22 protein-coding genes are annotated in these 21,940 nt (G+C 64.4%); 9 read left to right on the top strand and 13 right to left on the bottom strand.

Features of this window, described 5'->3' with window-relative positions; all coding sequences use genetic code 11:
- Positions 1-191: 191 nt before the first annotated feature.
- Both dksA and JQ616_RS15490 read right to left on the bottom strand, forming a co-directional pair.
- The gene (dksA, locus tag JQ616_RS15485) at positions 192-557 is read right to left on the bottom strand and encodes an RNA polymerase-binding protein DksA (RefSeq protein ID WP_021077973.1); all 366 of its coding nucleotides are present in this window, start codon (positions 555-557) and stop codon (positions 192-194) included.
- Positions 558-779: 222 nt separating this feature from the next.
- Positions 780-1,391: an NAD(P)-dependent oxidoreductase gene (locus JQ616_RS15490; protein ID WP_212015607.1), complete on the bottom strand. Its 612-nt coding sequence runs from the start codon at positions 1,389-1,391 to the stop codon at positions 780-782.
- Positions 1,392-1,495: 104 nt separating this feature from the next.
- Between JQ616_RS15490 and JQ616_RS15495 the strand changes: the two genes are divergently transcribed.
- Positions 1,496-1,882 (top strand): winged helix-turn-helix transcriptional regulator, encoded by a 387-nt coding sequence (locus JQ616_RS15495; RefSeq protein ID WP_212015608.1) that lies wholly within the window; start codon positions 1,496-1,498, stop codon positions 1,880-1,882.
- A gap of 36 nt (positions 1,883-1,918) precedes the next feature.
- Here JQ616_RS15495 and JQ616_RS15500 read toward each other — a convergent pair whose 3' ends face one another.
- Positions 1,919-2,332: a flagellar assembly protein FliX gene (locus JQ616_RS15500; RefSeq protein ID WP_212015609.1), complete on the bottom strand. Its 414-nt coding sequence runs from the start codon at positions 2,330-2,332 to the stop codon at positions 1,919-1,921.
- Positions 2,333-2,598: 266 nt separating this feature from the next.
- Between JQ616_RS15500 and JQ616_RS15505 the strand changes: the two genes are divergently transcribed.
- From JQ616_RS15505 to JQ616_RS15520, 4 genes are all read left to right on the top strand, one after another.
- On the top strand, positions 2,599-3,723 hold the full coding sequence (locus tag JQ616_RS15505; protein ID WP_212015610.1) for a flagellar basal body P-ring protein FlgI: 1,125 nt from the start codon (positions 2,599-2,601) through the stop codon (positions 3,721-3,723).
- A complete protein-coding gene (gene flgJ, locus JQ616_RS15510; RefSeq protein ID WP_212015612.1) occupies positions 3,723-4,079 on the top strand; it encodes a flagellar assembly peptidoglycan hydrolase FlgJ in 357 nt (118 codons plus the stop codon). Before JQ616_RS15505 ends, flgJ begins: the two co-directional genes overlap by 1 nt.
- A 16-nt stretch (positions 4,080-4,095) precedes the next feature.
- Entirely contained in the window at positions 4,096-4,593 is a 498-nt protein-coding gene (locus JQ616_RS15515; protein WP_212015614.1) for a hypothetical protein, read from the top strand.
- A gap of 163 nt (positions 4,594-4,756) precedes the next feature.
- On the top strand, positions 4,757-5,143 hold the full coding sequence (locus tag JQ616_RS15520; protein ID WP_212015616.1) for a hypothetical protein: 387 nt from the start codon (positions 4,757-4,759) through the stop codon (positions 5,141-5,143).
- A gap of 23 nt (positions 5,144-5,166) precedes the next feature.
- On the opposite strand, the gene JQ616_RS15525 is transcribed toward JQ616_RS15520, so the two are convergent.
- The 3 genes from JQ616_RS15525 to JQ616_RS15535 form a co-directional block, all read right to left on the bottom strand.
- Complete coding sequence (locus JQ616_RS15525) at positions 5,167-5,532, bottom strand: hypothetical protein (RefSeq protein WP_212015617.1); 366 nt, start codon at positions 5,530-5,532, stop codon at positions 5,167-5,169.
- A gap of 28 nt (positions 5,533-5,560) precedes the next feature.
- A complete protein-coding gene (gene flaF / locus JQ616_RS15530; RefSeq protein ID WP_212015618.1) occupies positions 5,561-5,926 on the bottom strand; it encodes a flagellar biosynthesis regulator FlaF in 366 nt (121 codons plus the stop codon).
- A 206-nt stretch (positions 5,927-6,132) separates the two neighbouring features.
- Positions 6,133-7,299 (bottom strand): flagellin, encoded by a 1,167-nt coding sequence (locus tag JQ616_RS15535; protein ID WP_433995972.1) that lies wholly within the window; start codon positions 7,297-7,299, stop codon positions 6,133-6,135.
- A gap of 357 nt (positions 7,300-7,656) precedes the next feature.
- On the opposite strand from JQ616_RS15535, the gene flbT reads away from it, so the two are divergent.
- Positions 7,657-8,076: a flagellar biosynthesis repressor FlbT gene (gene flbT / locus JQ616_RS15540; RefSeq protein WP_212015620.1), complete on the top strand. Its 420-nt coding sequence runs from the start codon at positions 7,657-7,659 to the stop codon at positions 8,074-8,076.
- 78 nt (positions 8,077-8,154) lie between these two features.
- Here flbT and JQ616_RS15545 read toward each other — a convergent pair whose 3' ends face one another.
- The 5 genes from JQ616_RS15545 to JQ616_RS15565 form a co-directional block, all read right to left on the bottom strand.
- Positions 8,155-10,035, bottom strand: coding sequence for a flagellar protein (locus JQ616_RS15545; protein WP_212015621.1), 1,881 nt, complete (start codon positions 10,033-10,035; stop codon positions 8,155-8,157).
- Between the two features lie 7 nt (positions 10,036-10,042).
- Entirely contained in the window at positions 10,043-11,920 is a 1,878-nt protein-coding gene (gene flgK, locus JQ616_RS15550) for a flagellar hook-associated protein FlgK (protein ID WP_212015622.1), read from the bottom strand.
- A 46-nt stretch (positions 11,921-11,966) separates the two neighbouring features.
- A complete protein-coding gene (locus JQ616_RS15555) occupies positions 11,967-13,799 on the bottom strand; it encodes a flagellar hook-basal body complex protein (RefSeq protein ID WP_212015624.1) in 1,833 nt (610 codons plus the stop codon).
- Positions 13,800-14,078: 279 nt separating this feature from the next.
- Positions 14,079-14,579, bottom strand: a complete 501-nt coding sequence (gene msrB / locus JQ616_RS15560) for a peptide-methionine (R)-S-oxide reductase MsrB (protein WP_212015626.1) — start codon at positions 14,577-14,579, stop codon at positions 14,079-14,081.
- Between the two features lie 74 nt (positions 14,580-14,653).
- Positions 14,654-16,150, bottom strand: a complete 1,497-nt coding sequence (locus JQ616_RS15565) for an NAD(P)/FAD-dependent oxidoreductase (RefSeq protein ID WP_212015628.1) — start codon at positions 16,148-16,150, stop codon at positions 14,654-14,656.
- A gap of 95 nt (positions 16,151-16,245) precedes the next feature.
- Here JQ616_RS15565 and JQ616_RS15570 point away from each other — a divergent pair, with 95 nt between their 5' ends.
- Together JQ616_RS15570 and JQ616_RS15575 are read left to right on the top strand one after the other, a co-directional pair.
- Positions 16,246-16,788: a SixA phosphatase family protein gene (locus tag JQ616_RS15570; RefSeq protein ID WP_212015630.1), complete on the top strand. Its 543-nt coding sequence runs from the start codon at positions 16,246-16,248 to the stop codon at positions 16,786-16,788.
- Positions 16,789-16,942: 154 nt separating this feature from the next.
- The gene (locus tag JQ616_RS15575; RefSeq protein WP_021077991.1) at positions 16,943-17,368 is read left to right on the top strand and encodes a universal stress protein; all 426 of its coding nucleotides are present in this window, start codon (positions 16,943-16,945) and stop codon (positions 17,366-17,368) included.
- 256 nt (positions 17,369-17,624) lie between these two features.
- Here JQ616_RS15575 and JQ616_RS15580 read toward each other — a convergent pair whose 3' ends face one another.
- On the bottom strand, positions 17,625-18,419 hold the full coding sequence (locus JQ616_RS15580) for an LON peptidase substrate-binding domain-containing protein (protein WP_212015632.1): 795 nt from the start codon (positions 18,417-18,419) through the stop codon (positions 17,625-17,627).
- Between the two features lie 399 nt (positions 18,420-18,818).
- Between JQ616_RS15580 and JQ616_RS15585 the strand changes: the two genes are divergently transcribed.
- Entirely contained in the window at positions 18,819-19,055 is a 237-nt protein-coding gene (locus JQ616_RS15585) for a hypothetical protein (protein ID WP_212015633.1), read from the top strand.
- A gap of 205 nt (positions 19,056-19,260) precedes the next feature.
- Here the strand turns inward: JQ616_RS15585 and JQ616_RS15590 are convergent, their stop codons facing one another.
- On the bottom strand, positions 19,261-21,804 hold the full coding sequence (locus tag JQ616_RS15590) for a bifunctional diguanylate cyclase/phosphodiesterase (protein ID WP_212015635.1): 2,544 nt from the start codon (positions 21,802-21,804) through the stop codon (positions 19,261-19,263).
- Positions 21,805-21,940: the final 136 nt, after the last annotated feature.

Consider the following 21,940-nt stretch of genomic DNA (forward strand, 5'->3'; position numbering starts at 1 on the left):
CGGTTCACTGGAATCCCACGAGCGCGGGCTCGCAGCGACGATCAGCGCTTCCCCGTTGGAAGCGTGTTTCCTTGCGGAACCAGATCAGCCCAGGAAGAACACCGAGGCGACGTTGAGAATGCGTGTCATCATGGCGGCGCGAACCTGCAACCGGTGCGCGCCGGAATCAATCGGTGGTGGTCACCCCACCACTATTCGTCGCGATAGACCTTCTCGCGCTTCTCGTGGCGTTCCTGCGCCTCCACCGACAGCGTCGCGATCGGGCGGGCTTCGAGCCGCTTCAGCGAGATCGGGTCACCGGTCTCTTCGCAATAGCCGTAGGTGTTGTCTTCGATGCGCTGGAGCGCCGCGTCGATCTTGGAGATCAGCTTGCGCTGACGATCCCGGGCACGGAGTTCGATCGCGCGGTCGGTTTCCGAGGAAGCTCGGTCCGCGAGGTCGGGGTGATTGACGTTCTCTTCCTGCAACGTCTGCAGCGTGACCTTCGATTCGCGGAGGATCTCATCCTTCCAGGCCAGCAGCTTGGCGCGGAAATAGTCGCGCTGCCGCTCATTCATGAAAGGCTCTTTTTCAGTCGGCCGGTAGTTCTTCAGCTTTTCCAAAGGCAGCCATGTCCCTGTGAGGCGGAGGGAACAGGACCCCTCCGCGCGGCGCCTTATATAGCCACGTCATGTGACAGACAATATCTGCCACCACGAAAGGCGGGGGGCCCCCAAGGCCTTGCACAGGCAAACTTATCCGCCCTCCCTGGGGGCCGTATTATCCCTGGTCCCGGCCCCTCAATAGCCGACCGTGAAGCGCTGGCGGATATGGGCCGGGCGCTCGATTTCGTCGGCGAGTGCAACTGCGAAATCCTCGAACGAGATCGAGCTTTTCCCGTCGGCTGCGGTCAGAAGCTGGTCGGTGCCGATGCGGAACTTGCCGGTCCGCTCACCGGGCACAAACAGCGCCGAGGGCGACAAAAAGGTCCAGTTCAGGTCCTTTTCCTGGCGCAGCAGGTCAAGGAATTCGGCCCCTTTCGTTGCCTCGGCCTTGTATTGAGCCGGGAAGTTCGGGGTGGTCACCAGGCGGACGCCGGGGGCCACTTCGAGGCTGCCGGCACCGCCGACCACGAGATAGCGGCCGACCCCGGACGCTTTGGCCGCCCCGATCAGCTTGACCGGGTCAGAGACCGAGAAATGGACGGAACTGATCGCGGCATCGTGGCCGGCCCACAGCGCCGCCAGCCCGGCCTGGTCGTTCACGTCGCCCTTGACGGCCGTCACGTTCGGCAGCGCCGCAATCTTCTCCGGGTTGCGGGCGATGGCGGTGACGGCGTGGCCGCGGCGGGCCAGTTCCGCGGTTAGCCGCGAGCCGGCCTGGCCGGACGCGCCGGCGATGGCGATCTTCATCTCAAGTCTCCGACTGATAGTTTCCAATGGTGACTAGATAGCGAAATGGATGTAGGTGTGAAGAAGGCACTCTTGTCTCACCTGATTACGCCGGAGTAACCCCGATGAAAGCCGCCAGCCTCAAGCCGGACGCCTATGCCGCCAATTGCCCGACGCGCCAGATCCTCGACCGGGTCGGCGACAAATGGGCGGTGCTGATCCTGCTGTTGCTGCGCAACGAGCCGATGCGCTTCAACCAGCTGCGCCGCGCCATCGAGGGCATCTCGCAGAAAATGCTGTCACAGGTGCTGAAGAGCCTGGAGCGCGACGGGCTGCTGCGCCGCCGTGCGATCGCAACCGTTCCGGTCACGGTGGAGTATTCGATCACGCCGCTCGGGCTGACGCTCGCCGAAGCGGTCGATCCGCTGCGCGACTGGGCCGAGCAGAATCTGAAGGAGGTGCTGGCCGCGCAACGCCGCTACGACACGCAGCGCAAGGCGCTGGCGGCGTGAGGCACTAGCGGCCTGAGATAGTCGATCGAGCGGAGCCTAGTACTGCCCGGCCTTGGCGAGCTCGACTTCGACGCGCAGCTCGATCTCGCTCAGCACGGCATCGAGGCCGGGATCGCCGGAGGATTCCTTCAGGCTCGCCGCAGCATCGCGCAGCCGGTTCACGGTGGAGGAATCGAAATTGCCGGAGAGCAGTCCGAGCTTCAGTGCGTCGAGCACGTCGAGCGCCCCCTTGCCGCGCGCGACCGAGCGCTTGCGGCGTTCGGTCGGGTCCTCGACACCTTGCAGCGCGAGCAGTGCATCGAGGCTGGCAGCGGCCTTCGGCGCGGTGGTGGAGCGGACCTCTTCCTGCGCGGTGGTTGCATCCGGCAGCGCGAAGCCGCTCGACGAGGTCCGCCGCGTCGAGCTGGTGGACGTGCCAAGCGTGGTGCCGTTCGGTCCGTAGATGCGCATCTGGGTGATCCCGCAGGCCTGAATGGGCCGAGCATCACCGTTTTATGGTTAACGACACGTAAACGACCCGGCAATTTCTGCCGCCGCACGGCAGTTTCGCGCTGCCTGGCCAACCCGAGCCAAACGGCGGTCCAAGAATTTCGATAAACATATCAATACATTGCCCGAACGAAACGAAGTGGCACGCAGCTCGCATGGTTAATGCCGGATCGCCGTCATGGGAGTGTCGCGCGGTCCGCGCGTTGAAGTTCGAGGGGAGCATCGGGATGCCCGGCATCCGCATCGTAAATCTAGTCGGAGTGGCCTGCGCTGCGTTGCTGGCGCTGGCGGCCTCCGTCATGCCGGCGGCCGCGACGTCGCGGATCAAGGATCTCGCCAATATCGAGGGCGTGCGCCAGAACCAGTTGATCGGCTACGGCCTCGTGGTCGGCCTCAACGGCACCGGCGATACGCTCAACAACATCCCGTTCACCAAGCAATCGCTGCAAGCGATGCTCGAGCGCATGGGCGTCAACATTCGCGGCGCCACCATCCGCACCGGCAACGTCGCCGCTGTAATGGTCACCGGCAACCTGCCGGCGTTCGGCACCCAGGGCACGCGGATGGACGTCACCGTCTCCGCACTCGGCGATGCCAAGGATCTGCGCGGCGGCACCCTGCTCGTCACCCCCCTGCTCGGCGCCGACGGCAATGTCTACGCAGTGGCGCAGGGATCGGTCGCGGTCGCCGGCTTCGCGGCCGAAGGTGCCGCCGCCAGCGTCGTGCGCGGCGTGCCGACGGTCGGCCGGATCGCCAACGGCGCCATCATCGAGCGTGAGATCGAGTTCGCGCTCAATCGGCTGCCCAATGTACGCCTCGCGCTGCGCAACGCCGATTTCACCACCGCGAAACGGATCGCCGCCGCGGTCAACGACTATCTCGGCGTCAAGACTGCCGAGCCGATCGATCCGTCCACCGTACAGCTCTCGGTCCCGCCGGAGTTCAAGGGCAACGTCGTTGCCTTCCTGACCGAGATCGAGCAGTTGCAGGTCGATCCCGACCTCACCGCCAAGATTGTGATCGACGAGCGCTCCGGCATCATCGTGATGGGCCGCGACGTGCGCGTCGCGACCGTCGCGGTGGCACAGGGCAACCTCACGGTCACGATTTCGGAAGCCCCGCAGGTCAGCCAGCCCAATCCGCTGTCGCGCGGCCGAACGGTCGTGACGCCGCGCACCAGCGTCGGCGTCAGCGAGGACGGCAAGAAATTTGCGCTGGTCAGAAACGGCGTCTCGCTGCAGCAGCTGGTCGACGGCCTCAACGGTCTCGGCATCGGACCGCGCGACCTGATCAGCATCCTGCAGGCGATCAAGGCCGCCGGCGCCATCGAAGCCGACATCGAGGTGATGTGATGGCGAGCCTGATCAACAGCACCACCGGCAGCATGCCGAACAAGGCCTTGATGCCGATGTTCAACGGCCGTCCCGATCCTGTGCTGCAGGATGCGATGAAGAAAGTCACGCCGCAGCAAATCACCAAGGCGAAGGCGACGGCGACCGATTTCGAATCGATGTTCCTGAACTCGATGTTCTCGCAGATGACCACCGGCCTGAAGGGCGAAGGCCCGTACGGCGACACGGTCGGCACCGGACCGTGGCGCTCGATGCTGACAGACGAATATTCGAAGAACTTCGCCAAGTCCGGCGGCGTCGGCATTTCCAACGAAGTGTTCCGCTCGCTGATCCTGCAGCAGGCGGGCAAGAGCTAACTCGAGGAGCAGCGCGATGAACCAGCGTCCACAGCAGCGGCCAGCGTCCGCGCCCGCCGCGCGGCCCGCAACGTCGACGCCGCCCGACGTCGCACGGCTCGCCAACGAGCTGACCGAAGTGATGAGCGGGTTGCTCGCCGTCGTCGAGCAGGAAACCGAATTCGTCCGCGCCGGCAAGATCCGCGAGGGCATGCGGCTCGAGGCGCAGAAGTCGGAGCTGTCGCGGCGCTACATGCTCGCGGTCGAACATCTGAAATCGATGCAGAAGATGCTGGCGCAGACCGATCCCGAATTGCTGGCGACGCTGCGGCGGCATCACGAGACGTTCCGCGCCATGCTGCAGGTCAATTTGACCGTGCTTGCGACCGCGCATGCAGTCTCCGAAGGCATCGTGCGCGGCGTCAATGCCGAGGTGCAGCGCCGCAACATCCCGAACACCTACACCGCGAACGGACAGCGCGCGGCGCCAGGCCCGCGCAACATGACGCCGATCGCGGTCAGCCGCACGCTCTGACGCGCTCGACGCGGACAATTTAGCTCAATTCGATGCGCTTCCGGCAGCGCGGCATTCAGCGTGTTCCCTAACAGCCTGTTGAGAGGTTCCCCGTAGAGTTGCGGATCGTGAGGGGTTGGGATTTGACTCAAGCAAACTAGTGCCTGTGCACTACGAGGCTGCCATGAGTACAGATTTCAACATCAAGCCGGTGGGGGCACCGGTCGCAGCGCCGATGATCACTCCCGTGAGTGATACGGCGCAGAAGGCGGTGAAGACCGAATTGCCCGCGAGCCAGAGCGTCACCGCTCCGGAGCCGAGCGTGCGCGTCACGATCGACCCCAATGCCGTCAACGCGTCGCTCTCGAACCAGGCTCCATCGGTCACCGACCAGGTCATCATCGACCGCGACGCGCGCGCCGTGGTCTATCAGGTGGTCGACAATCGAACCAACCTGGTGGTGAGGCAATTTCCGGAAGAAGCCGTATTGCGCCGCCGTGCCTATTTCCACACGCTCGATCTCAGCAAGGACGCGCCGACGCGCGCGAACGCGACCGACCGCCGCGCTTAGAACGCGCGCGAGCCGATGAACGCTCAGGTCTTCTGCGTGGCGTAGGCCTTGTCGAGATAGGTCGATCCGGTGGCCGGATCGGTGACCACATTGGCGATCAGCGCCGTCCCCTGCTGCACCAGCGAGAACTTTGTATCGCCGATCCGGAACGCGCCGTCCTTGATCAGCACGTCCTGATACTTGCTGGTGCCGTCGCTCTGGTAATGCACCTTGGCGCGGAAGCCATCGACGTTCGACACCGAGATGTTGAACGACTTGTTGTTGGCGTACTTGCCGCTCCAGCTGCCCTGATAGAGGTTCGGATCGACCGGCACGTAGGGCGTGTTCGAAGGAACGGTCAGGCCGACGGCCTTGTAGTTGGCCGACAGGATGCTCAATACGTCGGCCATGCCGTGGCCTCCCGCGTGAACCGGTCGATCAGGCGCGGCCGGAGAGGCCGGCGGCGAGATTGCAGTTGATGTCGATCAGCGACTTCAGCTTCGCCGGGTCCGGATTCATCTGGATGTCGACGGTCTGCTTCATCACGAACACGCCGATGTTCGCGATGTTCTGCCGCACCTCGAGTGGCTGCGGATTGTCGTCGCCCTGCGCTGCGCTGAGGAAGATCGACCACAGCCGGCGGTTGAACAGCAATGCGTGATCGAGCGCCTTGTCGGGACCGTTCCAGTTGGTCTGGACTTCCTGCAGCTGACGGGCTGCCTTCAGGAGCGCCTGCGCCTCGATTTCACGTGGTGACGCCGTCGTCGTGGACGTACGGGCGTAAGCCTGGGCTGCATTCGACATTAATGACCTCGGTGGGATGCGGATTTCTCGAGCCGCGGAGACGCAATTCTAGCGCTCGATATTTATGCATCCGGCGCCTTTAAATATGGTTAGCAGCCGTTACGAAATGCGTCATTCCAGCGATACGGAAAGATACCGTAATATCCCGGAGACAAACAAAAACGGCGGGGTTTCCCCCGCCGTTCCTGAAGTGCTTGTCAGCGCGCTTAGCGGAGCAGCTGCAGCACGCTCTGCTGGCTCTGGTTGGCGAGCGCGAGCGCGGAGACCGCGATCGACTGGCGGGTCGACAGCGCCTGGCTGTTGGCCGCTTCCTCGTTGGTGTCGGCCAGCGTCAGGTTCGACGAACCGGTCTGCAGCACGTTGATCAGGTTCTTCGAGAAGTCCTGACGGATCTGCACGATCGAGAGATTCGAACCCAGCGTCGAGGCTTCGCTGCGCAGCGAGGAGCTCGCCGTGCTTAGCGATGCGATGACGCTGTTCGCCGAGTTGTTGTCGAGGAAGTCGGTGCCCGCGGCCAGCGACTTCAGGCCGAGGCCTGCGGCATCGAACTTGACGCCGGTGATGCTGAGCGTGGACTTGCCGGTCTCGTTGAAGGTCAGCTTCAGGCTGTCGCCGCTCAACAGGTTGATGCCGTTGAACGACGAGTCCTGCGCCGTGGTCGTGATCTGCGAGATGGTGTTGTTGTACTGGGTCACCAAGGCGGCGCGCGCCGACTGCGAGGCCGCATCGGCAACCGGAGCCGTCGCGGCGCCGAACGTCGCGGTGCCGGTGCCGGTGTAGGTCACCGCACCGATCGTCGTCGACGCGGCGTCATTGGTCGTGCTGATGACGAGCTTGTTGGAGCTGTCGAGGCTCGCCGTCAGGTTGCTGGCCGCCAGCGACGTGTTCAGCTGCGCAAGCGACGTGTTGGCTCCAAAGGTGAAGGTGAAGGCGGGCTGGCCTGCAGCGGCTGCGATCGCCAGGGTGTCACCGCTCTTGATGGTGGTGCCGTCGACGAGGTTCGCCGCCGTGCCGCCGAGCGCCGCCGCGGAGCTGACCGTCGAGCGAGTGGTGTAGCCCGTCGGGCTCTGCAGCACCTGATTGGCAATCGACTTCGCGGTATCGACCAGCTTCTGCAGCGAGGTGATGCCGGTATTGGCAGCCTGCAGCACCTGCACGCCGTTGCCGATGCCGTCGAGCAGGTTGTTGATGTCGCTGGCGCGGTTGTCGAGCGACTGTGCGGTGAAGAAGTTGGTCGGGTTGTCGAGCGCCGTGTTGACCTTCTTGCCGGTGGCAAGGCGGTTCTGCGTGGTGGAGAGCAGATCGGCGGTGGACTGGAGGGAGAGGAGGTTCTGACGAACGGAGGACGAGAGAATGATATCGGACATTTTCATACCTTTCTGGTGTGAAACTGAGGAAAATGCCGCGCCAATCCTTTCTGATCGGGCGGATGGCCGATCCTGCGTTCGAGCCCGCGAAGGAAACAGAAATCTCCCGAGCTGCATTTGAGGCAAATGCAGAAGAATAAAATTGTCGCCATTGGGCGAAGTTCGCCGCGAAAACTACTGAGGCGACTGCCGATTCCGGCCGAATGGCCATGCCAGCGCCCGCCCCTCGTTCACCAAGCATTAACCATCATGGGAAAGGATCGCTGTCGCATCGGCCCCGGGCCGCGACGGCGGCTGCTATGCAGTGCCGAACATGTTCCGCTAGCTGCGACATCGCGCGACTGCCGGCAAAGGAGAACGGTCATGGCCTTGAAGGTCGAACTCAAGCCGAACGAGCGCATCATCGTCGGCAATTGCGTGATCACCAACACCGATCAGCGGGCCCGCCTGCTGATCGACGGCGACCGCATCCCGATCCTGCGCGAGAAGGATATCCTGACGCCGGAGACCGCGGACACGCCGGCGAAGCTGATCTATCTCGCGGTGCAGCTGATGTATCTGTCGCCGGACCCGATGGCGCACCACCCGACCTATTTCAGCCTGGTGCGCGACATCATCACGGCGATGCCGAGCGCCTGGCCGTTCATCGAGAGCGTCAACAACTTCATCCTCAACGGCGATCTCTATCACGCGCTGAAGGAATCCAAGAAGCTGATCGCGCACGAGGAGAAGCTGCTGGAAACGGCGCGCGCCAATCAGGACGACACCCGCAAGAGCGCGTAATTAGTCCCTCGCCCGAATTGAAAAAAAGGCCTCCGCGAGGAGGCCTTTTTTGCTGGCTGGAGATGGGACGGCGCGCGATCAGCTGATCGGCAGATATTTCAGCAGCGTGGTCTGATACAGCATAGACGTCGTCTGGTACGACGCCTGCAAGCTGGTCTGCAGCGCCAGGATCTTGGTCGCGACCTCGTCCTGATTGACGCCCTCGACCGAGTCCAGCATCGTCTCCGCCATGCCCTTGAGCTGGGTCTGGCGATCGGTGGCCGCCTTGGTCGCGGTCTGCGCACCGGCGAACTCGGCCTGCACGTCCTGGATCTGCTGCTGGCCGTTCTGTGGGGCAAGGTTCCCGCTGACGCGCTGCGCCAGCGCCGTCACCTGCGCACTCGCATTCGGGTTGCTGGCATTGGTGGTGACCGCAGCATACACCGCGACGTTCTGCAGCAGATAGCGGAACGCCTGCTCGTTGGCGCGCGCGCCATACTGCACGGTGATCGATTGATCGACCTGCGCGACCGCGGTGCCGCGTGCCGATCCCGGGCCGTTCTCGCCGGTGTACCAGTACACGGTGTTGTCGGGCGTGCCCGCGACCAGGCTGGTGGCGGTGTCGAACGGCGGTCCGCCGACCCTGAGCGGCGCCGGGGTCGCGGTGGTGTTGTTGGCGATGCCGAGCGCGCCGAGCGCCGCGGTATTCGAGCTCGAGATCGAGAGGTTCTGACCGTCGGCGCCATGCAGGGTGATGACGCCATTGCTGATGGTCGACGGGTTCTTGGTGCCGCTGATCTGGTCGATCTTCGCCATCAGCGTCTGCACGCTGTCGGTGACGTTGACTTGGTTGCCGGTGGCACCCGAGGCCACGAAGGTGATCGGGGTACCGTTCACCGTGATGGTGTCGCCGGCAGCAAAGCTCGTCGACAGCGAGTCGGTGCCGGCCGTCCCCGAAAGCGCCGTGGCGCCTGAGATCGGCGCCGGCGGGGTGTTCTGGTTGTTGACGGCGGCGCCTGAGACGGTCGCGACCGGATTGAAGAAATTGTTGGACGCCGCGACCGCTGAGGCTGCGACCAGCGACGTGTCGCTCAACGTCTTGATGGAAGACGTCAACGTCGACTGCAGGTTGGCCGTCGTCGCCGTGGTGTCGGCGCCGATCAGGAACGAGCCGGTCGGCGGCGGGTTCGTCGTCGTCGCGGTGAGCTCGATCGCATCGGTGGTGCCGTCGGGCAGCGTGAAATTGAACGTGATCTTGTCGCCATCTTTCGGATTGACGGCGCCGAGATCGACCGAGGTCGACTTTGGCGTGCCGGTCGGCTGCGTCACGGTGGCGCCGGTCAGTGACGACTGCACCGACAGCAGCTTCAGCCCGAACGGCGAGCCGTCCTCGGCGACGCTGGTCGCCGTCGTGGTCGCCGGCGGCGACGAGACGCTCAGGCGCCCCATCAAATTGGCGCCTTGATCGGCCTGCTTGCGCTCATTGATGAGCTGCGTGAGGCCAGCCTGGGTTGCCGTGCCCTTCAACATCGTGTCGGCGGAGACCGTGGCCGGCGTATCCATCGCGCGGCCGGAGAACAAATACCGGTCGCCGGACTGGCTGTTGAGCATCGCGACCGCGTTGGCGAAGGCGGCCTGCGCCGTGATCTGGCCCGAGGTCTGGCCGCTGTTGTTAAGCGTCAGCGTCGCCGTCGTCGCCGCGTTCTTCACCTGGGTGCCGACGTCGGACAGCCCCTGCAGCGTGAGGTTGGCGACATTCAGACGCGTATTGAGGTTGGTGGCAGTGTCGGAGAACGCGTTGATGCTGCTGATCTGGGCGCGCAGACTAAGCGCAAAGCCGCGATCAAGCCCCTGCCCCGCATAGGTCGTCGAGACCTTGCCGGTCGCAAGCTGCGTCGTCAGGTCGTTGAGCTGACTGCGCAGGTTGAGGATCGTAGTACCGATGTAGGATGTTCTGCCGCTTACGCCGTCGATCGACATGTTACCCTCACGTGATCTGCAGCAGCGCGTCGTACATCTGCTTGATCGACGACATCACGCGCGCATTGGCCGAATAGGCGTTCTGGAGCGAGAGCAGATGCGCCATCTCCTCGTCCATGTTGACGCCTGAGGTCGAGTCCATCTTGGTCTGCAGCGTATTCAGCACGACGTCCTGGCCGTCTGCCAGTTGCTTGGCGGCCGTCGCCGACTCGCCCTGCTGGCTGATGAACTGCTTGGCAAAATTCAGCAGCGTGCCGGTGAACGGCGCGCCTGACGTGCCGAGGCCGGTCTGCGGCGAATAGCTGTACGATGCGTTCGACAGCTGGTTCAGGATGAGGTTGGCGCGCGTGGTGTCGCCGGCCGGGGTCTGCGGATTGGTCGAGTACACGACCATGCGCGAGGGATCGCCGACCAGTGCGGTGTTGACGCTGATCCGCGCCGCAAGGCCGGTCGACTGGGTGCCGTTCGCGGTGATCGCGCCGGTGTAGAGCCCGCCATTGTCGGTGAACAACGGCAGCTGCGGATCGCCCGACGTCAGCGACGAGACGGTTGTCGTTACCGAGGCCGCGGTCACGTCGGCCTTGTTGGCGGCGCCGTCGTCGAGCACACGCAGGGTCGATCCGGATGGATTGGAGAATTGCAGGCCGGTTCCGCCGAGCGCGCCGTTGAGCTGTGCCAGCACCGAGCTCATGCCGCCGGAGAAATCCACGCCCAGCACCTCGTCGTTCGGATCGACGGTCGCGGTATTGCTGAGCGGCAGCACGCTCGGATCGTCGACCCGAATGATCGACAGATTGTGCGTCAGCCCGGTGGTGTTGTCCTTGTACGAGACATGGATGGTGTTGCCGCTCTGCAGCCCCGAGAGATCGAGATCGTAGCCGGACTGCGCGCCCGCCGTCGCCGCGGTGCCCGCGGTGGTCTTGTCCGACAGCGCGCTCGACATCGCGGCGGCGAATTGGTCGATCTGGGTCTGGGCCTGCGCCAGCGTGTTGTCGCGCAGCTCGAGATAGGCTGCGATCTTGCCGGAGCGGATCGAGTTGGTCGACACCATGTCGTAGGTGCCGCCGTGCGGGAACGTGATGGTGATGGTGCCGACGGTGCTCTTGGTCGGGTCAGTATTGTACTGCGTGTTGGGCGTCATCGTGCCCTGCGCATTGAAGCTGAGCGTCGCAGCCTCGGTGCCGACCAGCTGCACGCCGGAATTGGTGAACACGGTCACCTGGTTTTGGCTGTTGGTGACGGTGCGGATGTCCATCAGCTGCGAAAGCTGGGTGACGTAGCGATCGCGCTGATCGAGCAGCGCCGCGGTCGACGCATCGGTCGTGCCGCTATTGGCCGCCAGCTGGACATTGAGGCGCGCGATCTGCTGCATCGCGTTGTTGGCGGTGTTGATGGAGTCGCTGATGCCGGCCTCGGCATTGGCGCGCAACGTCTGGATTCCCTGCGACGTCGCATTGAGCTGCTGCGCCATCGATTGCGCGGCGTTGACGACGCCGATCCGCGCCGATTGCGAGTCTGGGCTGGTCGACAGCCCCTGAAGCGCGGTCAGGAACTTGTTGTAGGCATCCTCGATCGTACCGGTGGAGTCGGGATTGCCGTAGACGCCCTGCAGATTGGCGAGGAACTCGGAGCGGACGTCTGCGTAGGAGGCGCCAGAGGTTTCGGTGCGAAGCTGGGTCTGCAGGAATTCGTCGAGCTGACGGTTGACGCCGGTGATCAGGACGCTCGAGCCGAACTGACCGGTGGTGCCGGTGGTCTGGTTCAGCGTCTTCCTGACGTAGCCGGGCGTCTCAGCGTTTGCGACGTTCGAGGAGACGAGCGAGAGCGAGGCCTGCGTGGCGCGCAGGCCCGACATCGCGGTGGAAAGGGCTTGGCTCAAACCCATAATGTGTACTCGCCTTTACTGCTTCACAGCGGCATCAACGATGCGATCAGCGCACCACGTTCAGGAGGTCCTGCACCATCGAATTGGTCGTCGTGATCACCTTGGTATTTGCCGAATAGGCCTGCTGGGTCACGATCAGCTTGGTGAACTCGTCGGCAATATCGGTGTTCGAGCTCTCGAGCGACGAGCCGACGATGGTGCCGGCCTTGCCGAACAACGCCGCGCCGGATTCGTCGGTCGCCTCGAACGCACCGCCGTCGATGCGCTTGAGGAAGTTGGTGCCGTTGAAGGTCGCCACCGAGATTTCGGCGAGGTCGATGTTGCGGCCGTTGGTGTAGTTGCCGACGATCCGCCCGTTGGTCGAGACGCTGACCGATTGCAGTTGGCCGGCCGGGAAGCCGTCCTGCTGGATCTGGTTGACCTGGACGTTGCCGTTGGCATCCGCGAACTGGGTCACGCCGCCGGAGCCGAAATTGATCACGGGGTTGCCGAGCGACACACCGTTGACGACGGCATTGTTGAGCGTCACCGACGAGATCGCCGGCGACATCTGGCCGTTCGCCGCGAAGGTGAAATTGACGTTGGCGTTCTGCCAGGAGACCTGCGTGCCGGTCGCATTGGGATTGACCTGATAGAACAGGTTCCAGGTGTCGGTATGTCCAGCGCCCAGCGAGGAGCTGTCGCTCTTGGCCCAGCGGAACTGCAGGTTCACCGGCGCGCCCGAAACGTCGTAGGCCGTGACGGCGCCGCCCGAGACGGATTCGTTCAGGAAGGTCGAGTTGTCGTTGCCGACCACCTGGCCGGTGCCGACCGTGCCGCCGCCGCCGCGGGTCGCAGCCGCCTGCCCGGTGAAGCCCAGCGCCGCCAGCGCGGTCGAGTTCGAGCTCGTCACCTGCAGGTCCGACGCGGTGCCGGAGTGCAGTGTGATCTTGCCGCCGCTGATCGTCGATGGCGTCGCCGTGCCGGTGATCGCGTCGATCTTGGCGAGCAGCGTTCCGATGCTGTCGGTGACATTGAGCTGGTTGCCGGTCGCGCCCGAAGCCACGAACGTGATGACGGTACCGTTGACCGTGATCGTATCGGCGGGCACCACCGGGGGACCGGCCGAGCCGGCGCTGAAGCTGGCGTTGATCGAATCGCTGCCGGCCGCGCCTGAAAGCAGGGTCGCGGCCGTATTGGCTACCGACGGCGTCGCCTTGTTGTTTTGCGCGGTGCCGGTGACAGAGGAATCGGTATAGGGCGCGGCGGGCGTGCCCAGCACCAACGGATTGTTTCCAGTGCTGAACGCGCCCGGCCGGAGCAGCTCCGAGCCCGGCACCGACGTGTCGTGCGACGTGGTCAGCGGATAGGACGCGAGGTTGGCGCGATAATCGATCTTGGTGGTCTGCTGCGCCGGCAGGAAGTCGTTCTTGAAGCGCAGCACCTGCGGCGAGGAGCCCGACGGGTTGCCGGTGGTCGGGTCGATCGGCACGCCTTCGAGATAATAGCCGGCGCCGTTGACCAGATAGCCATCCTTGTTGAGCTGGAAATCGCCGCGGCGGGTGTAGCGGTCGACGCCGTCGAACACCGGCGAGCCATCGGTGAAGCTGCCGGGCTTTTGCACCGCAAAGAAGCCGTTGCCGTTGATCGCCATGAAGGTCGCGACCGACGCCGATTGCACGTCGCCCTGCACCGAGTTGGTCGAGCGCGACTGCGCGGTGACGCCGCCGGCGAGCTGCGCGGTCAGCGCGGTCTGCGGGACGAGGTCGAGAAAGGAGGTATCGATGCGCTTGAAGGCCGTGGTCTGCGAGTTGGCGATGTTGCCGGAGATGTTCTCAAGCGCGTACGACCCTGCGCGCAAGCCACCGACCGCAGTCGTAAGAGCGCCGAAGATACCCATGACATGTTCTCCAATTCGATTCCCGGCGGCTGGCAATCAGCAGAGGGCCGCATCGGCGGAGCATGTCGCAAAGGTCGTGCCACGAAACGAAACTTAACAAAATCATGCGCTTGAAAAAAATGCCCCGGCCGTTTAACCGGGGCACAATTGCCGGGCAGGCAACAATTGCCGGGACGCAGCGCAATTCTGACCGCGCTCCCTGGCTCGAAAACGCCTCTTTTTTTGACACGTTCTCTTAACGCGAACCGGTGCCCACTTCGCTCGATAACGCTGCGGGCGTCAGGTCGCTGACGGCGCGGCCGGGTGAAACACCAGCGCAAAACCGTCCATGCAGTAGCGCAGCCCGGTCGGCTTCGGGCCGTCGTCGAACACATGGCCGAGATGGCCGCCGCAGCGGCGGCAGTGTACCTCGGTGCGCACCATGCCGAAGGTGCGGTCCGACGTGGTGCCGATCGCATTGTCCAGCGGCTTCCAGAAGCTCGGCCAGCCGGTGCCGCTCTCATATTTGGTCTCGGACGAGAACAGCGGCAGGTCACAGCCGGCGCACGCGAAGGTGCCCTTGCGGTGCTCCTTGAGCAGCGGGCTCGATCCCGGCCGCTCGGTGCCCTCCTTGCGCAGGATCTCATATTGCTGCGGCGTCAGCTGCGCCTTCCATTCGGCGTCGGTCTTCTCGATCTCGAATTTCTCGGCGGCCTGTGCCGGCGAGGCGCGCAGCCAGCGGAAGGCAGCGAAGCTCAGCAGGCTGGCGACGGAAGTAAGCAGGATACGGCGATCGATCATCAATCATCTCCGGTGCGGGCGGCCAAGTCAGGCCGAACAGGCTCGCCAACAAATACGAACCCCGCGGCTGGACGTTACATCCGCCCGTCGGAGATCCGCTCACTTTCTTGCGAGGCGTGACGATGCGGCGCTGCACCGTCCTCGACCGGCCGGGGCGCAGGCGGGGCCACCGGCCGCATGGCCGCCCCCGGCGGGCGACGGGGCGCCGGTCCCCGGGTTCCCGCCTTGAGATTGGCCTCGGCGAGCCGCGCCTCGCGGGCCTGCTCCCTGGCGCGTGCCCCCTCGCGGTAGCGCGCCAGAACGCCCGCTGCGGAGGAAGCTCCCCTCGCCCACAGGCTGACGAAATGACCGGCGACGCGGCCGGTGGCGCCGCCGGCCCAGACCAGTTCGAACGGCGAAAACAGCCGCCAGCGGTCGTCGCCCCACAGGATGCTGCGTGCGATCATTTGCCCCGCGAGCGCCGAGGTGCTGAGCCCCTGCCGGCCGAAGCCGCTCGCCACCCAGAGGCCTCGGCGCAACTGCCCGATCTGCGGCATGCCATGCACGGTGACGCCGACCGCGCCGCCGAACGTGTCTGCGATCGGAACCTTGCCGAGTTGCGGAAAGACGGTGGCGATGCGGCGCTGCACCGCGGCACCAAGCCGCTTCGGCCGTGCATCCCAGGTGGTTTCGGGACTGGCCCACAACAGTCGATCGCCATCGACGACGCGGAAATGGTCGATGCCGTCGCTGTCGACGACCGAACCGGTAAAGGCGACGGCCTCTGCCAGCCGCTCACCGAGCGGCTCGGTCAACGCCGCGTAGCGCCACACCGGCAGCAGCGTATCGGACAGGCGCTTCAGCGGCGAACCGAGATGGATATTGCCGGCGAGGACAATGTGGTTGGCGCGCAGCCGCGCCGTCGGCGTCACGATGCGCTTGCGGATACCCGAGAAATCGATGCTGACGACCGGCGTCTCCTCGAAGATCCGCACGCCTGTCCGCACAGCCAGCGCGGCGAGCCCATGGACATATTTGCGGCCGTCGATCTGCAACGCCCTGGGGTAATAGATGCCGTGGAAGTAGCGGCCGGTCCGCAGCACGCTGCGCACGCGATCGACCTGCCAGCCTTCGACCTCGGCCGCAAAATCCTCACCCAGCGTCTGCAGCCGACTGATCAGCGCCTCGCCGATATCGACGTTGGACACTTCCAGCGCGCCGTCACTCGGATTGATGCCTGGGATCAGATCCTCGGTGGCGGTGGCGCGGACATAGTCGGCGCCTTCCTTGGACAGCGCCCACAATTCGCGGGCATCGTCGAGGCCGACGCGCTCGATCACATCTGCGATTGGCAGGCCGTAGCCCGGCATCACGGTTCCGAGATGGTGACCGGAGGCGTTCCAGCCGACCTGGCGGCCCTCGAGCACGGCGACGCTGGCACCAAGCCGCGCCGCCTCGCGCGCCACAGTCAGGCCGGCCAGCCCCGCCCCGACCACGCAAATGTCGACATCGAGGTCGAACGCCAGGCGGTCACGGGACTGCGATGCCGCCTCGTCGGGGCCGTCTGCCGCACTTGTGGAAGTCTCGCTCATAGCGTTTTCTTACGAACCGCTGCGGCGCTTGTCACCTTGTCCAGGGCATGAGCTTGTAGAATTAATTCGACCAGACCGAATCGAGATGGAAGTTCATGCGCCGTTTGTTGCTGCTGCGTCACGCCAAGACCGAAGCCGACTCGCCATCGGGGCAGGACCAGGACCGTCGCCTCGACGAGCGCGGCCACCGCGATGCGGCGGAGATCGGCGGCTGGATCGCCCGCCACCCGCCCCTGCCCGATCTGGCGCTGGTGTCGCCGGCGGTCCGCACCACCCAGACCTGGGAGATCGTACGCGACGCGTTGAAGGGCGCGGGACCTGCGCCGAAAGTCGAATTCGTGCCGGACCTCTACGGCGCCGATCCTGCGCAACTCCTGACCGCGATCCGGATGGCTTCCGTGACCGATCCGAAGCGGCTGATCCTGATCGGCCATAATCCCGGCATGCACGAGCTCGCCTTGACGCTGACCGGCAGCGGCGACGAGGCTGCCAAGCGCGCGCTCGCCGACAACCTGCCGACCTCGGGCCTTGCCGTGTTCGACTTCGCGACCGACGACTGGAATGACGTCTCCTTCCGGCGCGGCAAGCTCGTCCTGTTCGTCAGCCCGAAACTGTTGAAGCGGGCCTCGCGCAACTGACGCGAGCGGACATCGCCGCTCCGCCATGCTATATTGAGTTTTGCGCGACAGGGGGACCGGTTCGCGTCGACACCACGAACTACAAGAAAAAGAAGGCGCGCGTCCCGGCACAGGGACCAAACGGCTCCAGACCAATCGCGGACAGGAGGCGCTGATGTACAAGTCCATTCTCGTGCCGATCGACCTCGCAGATACCGATCTGGCGAAGCCTGCGATCGCAACCGCTGCGACGCTGTCGCAGACATGGAACGGCGCGGTGCGCCTTCTCAACGTGCTGCCGATGACACCGGTGATGCTCGCCGAATATGTGCCGGCGGATTTCGATAGCCAGCAGCGCGAAACGTCTGAAGAAGCGCTTGCCATCGTCGCGCGGGAATCCGGCATCGCGCCCGGGCGCATCTCGGGCGTGGTCCGCCAGGGCGGCATCTATCACGAGATCCTCGAAGAGGCCGCGACGATGAAGGCGGACCTGATCGTGATGACATCGCACCGGCCGGCGATGCGCACCTACTTCCTCGGCTCGAATGCCGGGCACGTGGTGCGCTATGCCAAATGCTCGGTGCTGGTGGTGCGGCACTAGAGCCTTTTCCGATCCGATGGAATCGGAACGGGGCTCTAGATTCTTGTTTTGACGCGTTTTCTTCACGCGAACCGGTAGCCACTTCGCTCGAAAACGCTCTAAAGCGGGATGAGTGTGGGGCCGTCGCAGGCGGTGCTGCCAAAATATCGAAAAACAACCCCATGCAAAGTAGCCGGCGGCTGCCGGCGTTCGACCAGGCGACTTGACACGTCGGGCAACTCAGGGATGTTTTTCTATTATTCAGAAATTGGTAACCTCAAGCGTTACCTTGCAGAAGGTCCCGAACCCTTTCGAGCCGCTTGACGGGATCGAGGGTCGCGAGCAGCGCCTGTTTGTCCGGGATCGAAAACTCGGTATGCGAAGCAATCATGTCAGCGAGTCGGCCAGGATCGCGGACCCGTTCGAACGGCGGCTTGAGTTGCGGCGCACTCGGATAACCTTGCTTTATCGTATCCCGAAATGAATGGATCATGAAATACGTTTTGACCCTCAGGATCAGGTCCGGCACATGCGGAGCAGGTTGTTCGTCGAGCACATCGAAATCAGCGACGTAGCTCTCCGCCTCGCCGACGAAGTCTTTGATCATGACGCGCCGATGGATTTGGGTCAGTGCCTTCCATCTGCCATCGGCCAGTTGGTCCAGAGTGAGAATGCTACCAAGAACACCGACGTCATGGACATCACTAAGTCCGAGCTCGTCGTTGGAGCTTCTTTGGATCGCGACTATAATCTGCCGCGCACCTTGAAAGCCCCGGTCAAGCACTTGAATGGTTTTGGCGCAGTTGGCGTAAAGCGGCACGATCCCGCCGGGGAACGGCACGAAATGCCGGAGCGGCATGGCGGGAAGTCGCCCCGCCTCCGTGGCGCATCTTGGGGCTGCGCCCTCACGGCCCACCTGGACGATCTGCGCCGACAGCGTGTTCCAGTCGGCAACGCCGAACATTTTTGAGACCAACTCCAAGCTCTCGCTGTGGCTGATGGTGACCGCTTTCACAGTTAGGGAGGCGCGTAAGGTCTGCGCCATGGCCTTTGCATCGCGAAAATCGCGCATGACTTAGTCCTTTGACTGGAGCGAACCAGGCGTGTCAGGCGGTTGCGTTGCTGACCCGGTCGCTCGGGCAAAGGAAAGCCAATAAAGGGCTCGATACGTTCACCGTTCCCGTGAGGGTGCAACCAGCAGGTCGTATCAACCGCCACAGAATCTCGCCTAGAGGCGGATTGGTGTCAATCACCTATCCGCGCCGCAAGTGAAGGAATGGCACTGGGTCGCCTGTTGGCGCCAAGTGGCGGTCGGGGATTTCCGCTATTTCGCAGTTGTCAGGGGAGAAGCGGACATCTGGGGTGCGGGCCAAAAACGACGCGAGTGACCCAGAGCAGGCATACATGTTCAGCAAGTATCAACAGTTGGAGCGCAAGTTCGTGGCCGCGACGGCTGCCTCAGTGAGCATCCATGGGTTTCCCGATCAATAAAGGGCCGGGCTGGAATACCTCGCAATACACGGCGGCGGCCGCCGGGTTCTTTGCCGGAGCCAGTGCATCTCAAGTGTTGTTGTACTACCATCTCGTTCCACGAAACTTCGCGATAGTCGTGGTAGTGGCAGGGCTCGGCGTTCCACCGTTCATTGTTGGATGGTGGCAAAAACGCAAACATGGCCCGTTCTACAACGAACCAAAAGAGCCTTTGTGACCGCTGGAGCGGATAGGCCTCATGTCCGCTCTTGGGCCCTTCTCGAACCTCCGGCGAGGTCCGCTTTCTCGCCGCTCTTAGGGTGAGAGTGGACGTCAAGCCACCCTCACCCAACTCCGATTGATGAGCACTCGGCACAGCTATGGTCAGCTGCCCCCATCAGGGCAAAGCCACGAGCAAAAGAATGCTGCAAAGCGTTGCTCGCCTAGACGCGATTCCGTTTTGGCTGCATCCGACACGCCTCGCGCTCGATGGAGGCGGCGACCAGCGGCGCCTGGTCGGCGGCGATCGGCGGCGAGAACACGAAGCCCTGCACCAGGTCGCAATCGAGGCTGCCGAGCACGTCCACTTCGGCCGGCAACTCGGCGCCCTCCGCCACGACGGTCATGCCGAGCCCGTGCGACAGCGCGATGATGCCGCCGAGCAGTTTGCGCTTTTCAGCAGCAGTGGAGATACCATCCACGAAGGCTCGGTCGACCTTGAGGCAGTCGAACGGCAGCCGGGTCAGATAGCCGAGCGATGAATAGCCCGAGCCGAAATCGTCGAGCGCCAACCGGGCGCCGAGGCCGGAGAGCGCCGTCAGCGTGCGGCTGATCCGCTGCTCGGTATGATCGACGAACAGGCTCTCGGTCAGCTCCAGGCAGAGCAGCTTCGCCGGAAAGCCGGTCTCTGCCAGCGCGGACGCGACTGCCGCCTCGAAATCCACGTTCCAGATCTGCGCCGGCGAGACGTTGACCGAGACGGAGCGCGGCGGCAGCCCGGCATCGAGCCAGGCGCGGCCCTGCCGGCAGGCCTCGCGCAGCACCCACAGGCCGAGATCGACGATGAGCCCGGAGCTTTCGGCGATCGGGATGAACTCCGCCGGCGAGATCGGCCCGCGCTCGGGATGGGTCCAGCGCAGCAGCGCCTCGAAGCCGGTGACGCGGCCGGTCTTCAAATCCAGCTGCGGCTGGTAATGGGCCTTGAGCGCGCCCGCCTCCACGGCGTGGCGCAGATGCCGGCCGAGATCGAGCCGCTCATCAACAGCCTGGGCATAGACCGGCTCGAACAATTGCGACCGGCCGCGCCCGGACTCCTTGGCCATGTAGAGCGCCAGATCCGCATTGCGCATGGCGGTTTCCGCCGTCGTCCCATGCTCCGGCAGGCGGGCGATGCCGATGGTGGCGCCGACCGAGGCCTCGCCTTCGGAGAGATCGACCGGGCCGGAGAGCTTGCCGATGAGCCGATCGGCAAGCCCGGTCAGTGCAATGTCGGACGATCCGTATCCTTCCGCTAACACGGCGAATTCGTCGCCGCCGAGCCGGGCGATGAAGGCGCGCGGCCCCAATTCCTGTCGCAACGCAGCCGCCACCCGGATCAGCAATTCATCGCCGGCCGCATGACCGAGAGAATCATTGACCTCCTTGAAGCGATCGAGGTCGATCAGGAGCAACGCGCCGCCCCGGCCTCCCGGCGCGCAACCCTCGATCAGGGTCGCGAGCTGGCGCTTGAACAGCGCGCGATTGGCAAGACCGGTCAAGGGATCGCTGTAGGCGAGCTGCTCGAGCTGACGCTCGGCCTCCTTGCGCTCGGTGACGTCCTGCACGGTACCGATGATGCCGATCACCTTGTCGTGGGCGACCTCCGCCTTGCAGATCACGGCCAGATCGCGGGCCGTGCCGTCGGCGTGCAGCACACGCAGGTCGGTGGCCTCGGTCCTGCGGCTGCGCAGCACCCGCTTCTGCACGTCGCGGAAGCGTTCGGCGTCGCCGTCCAGGAAATAGGGCTTCATGCTCTCATCGGTCGGCTCGAACCTGTCGGGCGCGAAGCCGAGCAGCTGGTAGAGCTCGGGCGCCCAGACCGTGCGGCCGGTGTCCAGCCGGTAGCTCCAGGTGCCGATCTTGCCGAGGCGATGGGCTTCCTCCAGCGCCCGTGTGCGCTGGTCGAGCAGCGCCTTGGCCGCCCTGAGCTGGGTGATGTCGCTGGACGTGCCGCGATAGCCGAGAAAGCTGCCGTCATCGGCGTAGATCGGCTTGCCGCTGGTACAGATGCTGACGCGCGAGCCGTCCTGGCCGACCAGCGTGTAGATGAAGTCGCGGAAAGGGCGACGAGCCTCCATGTCGGCGCGGTGCTGCGCCATGGTCTCCGCGTCCTCGGGCGCATAAGCCAGTTCCCAGCGCGCCTTCCTGCCGGCGGCCACCGTCTGGAAGGCCGCATTGCCGGCAAGCGATTTGGGATAGGGCAGCAGCCGATGGTCGGCGTCGGTCTCCCAGCACCAGTCCGAGGCGGTCGAGACAAAATCGGCCAGCCGCTGCTCGCTCTCCGCCAGGCGCCGCAGTGCGGAGGTCTCCTCGGTGACGTCGCGGACAATGCCGGATACGCGCCGGACCTGACCGCGCGCGTCGAATTCCGGCTCGCCATGCACCACGCAGTCGAGCACGCTGCCGTCGGAGCCGCGGAGCCGCGTCTGCACGGCATAGGGCCGCCCCTCCGCCCAGCAGGCCGCATAATGCGACTCCAGGACCTTGCGGCTTTCGGGCAGATAGCGCTCGCGCACCTTGGCGATGGAGACGAAGCCGTCGCTCGTCTCGAATTCGTAGAAGGCGGCTAGCTCGGGCGATATCCAGAATTCGGTCGCGGCAGCGCTTTGCGCTTCCCAGTAGCCCATGCGGGCCAGCCTGATGGCACAGCGCAGCGACCGCTCCTCGTGCCAGCGACGACGCGCTTCCCGGGTCGGGGCCTGCCCTTGCGACAATTTGCGAGCGGCCATCGGTCCCCAACTACCACGCTAGCGTACGCGACCAATACGCTAGCATAGAGCGTCACAACCTTGGAGCGACGCAGATCACAAACCGGGGCTCTTCCGCTTCTTTGGTGTAGTTTCGGTGAATTCTGCAAACCGGCGC

The sequence above is a fragment of the Bradyrhizobium tropiciagri genome (assembly GCF_018130545.1).
GTDB classification, from domain to species: domain Bacteria; phylum Pseudomonadota; class Alphaproteobacteria; order Rhizobiales; family Xanthobacteraceae; genus Bradyrhizobium; species Bradyrhizobium tropiciagri_A.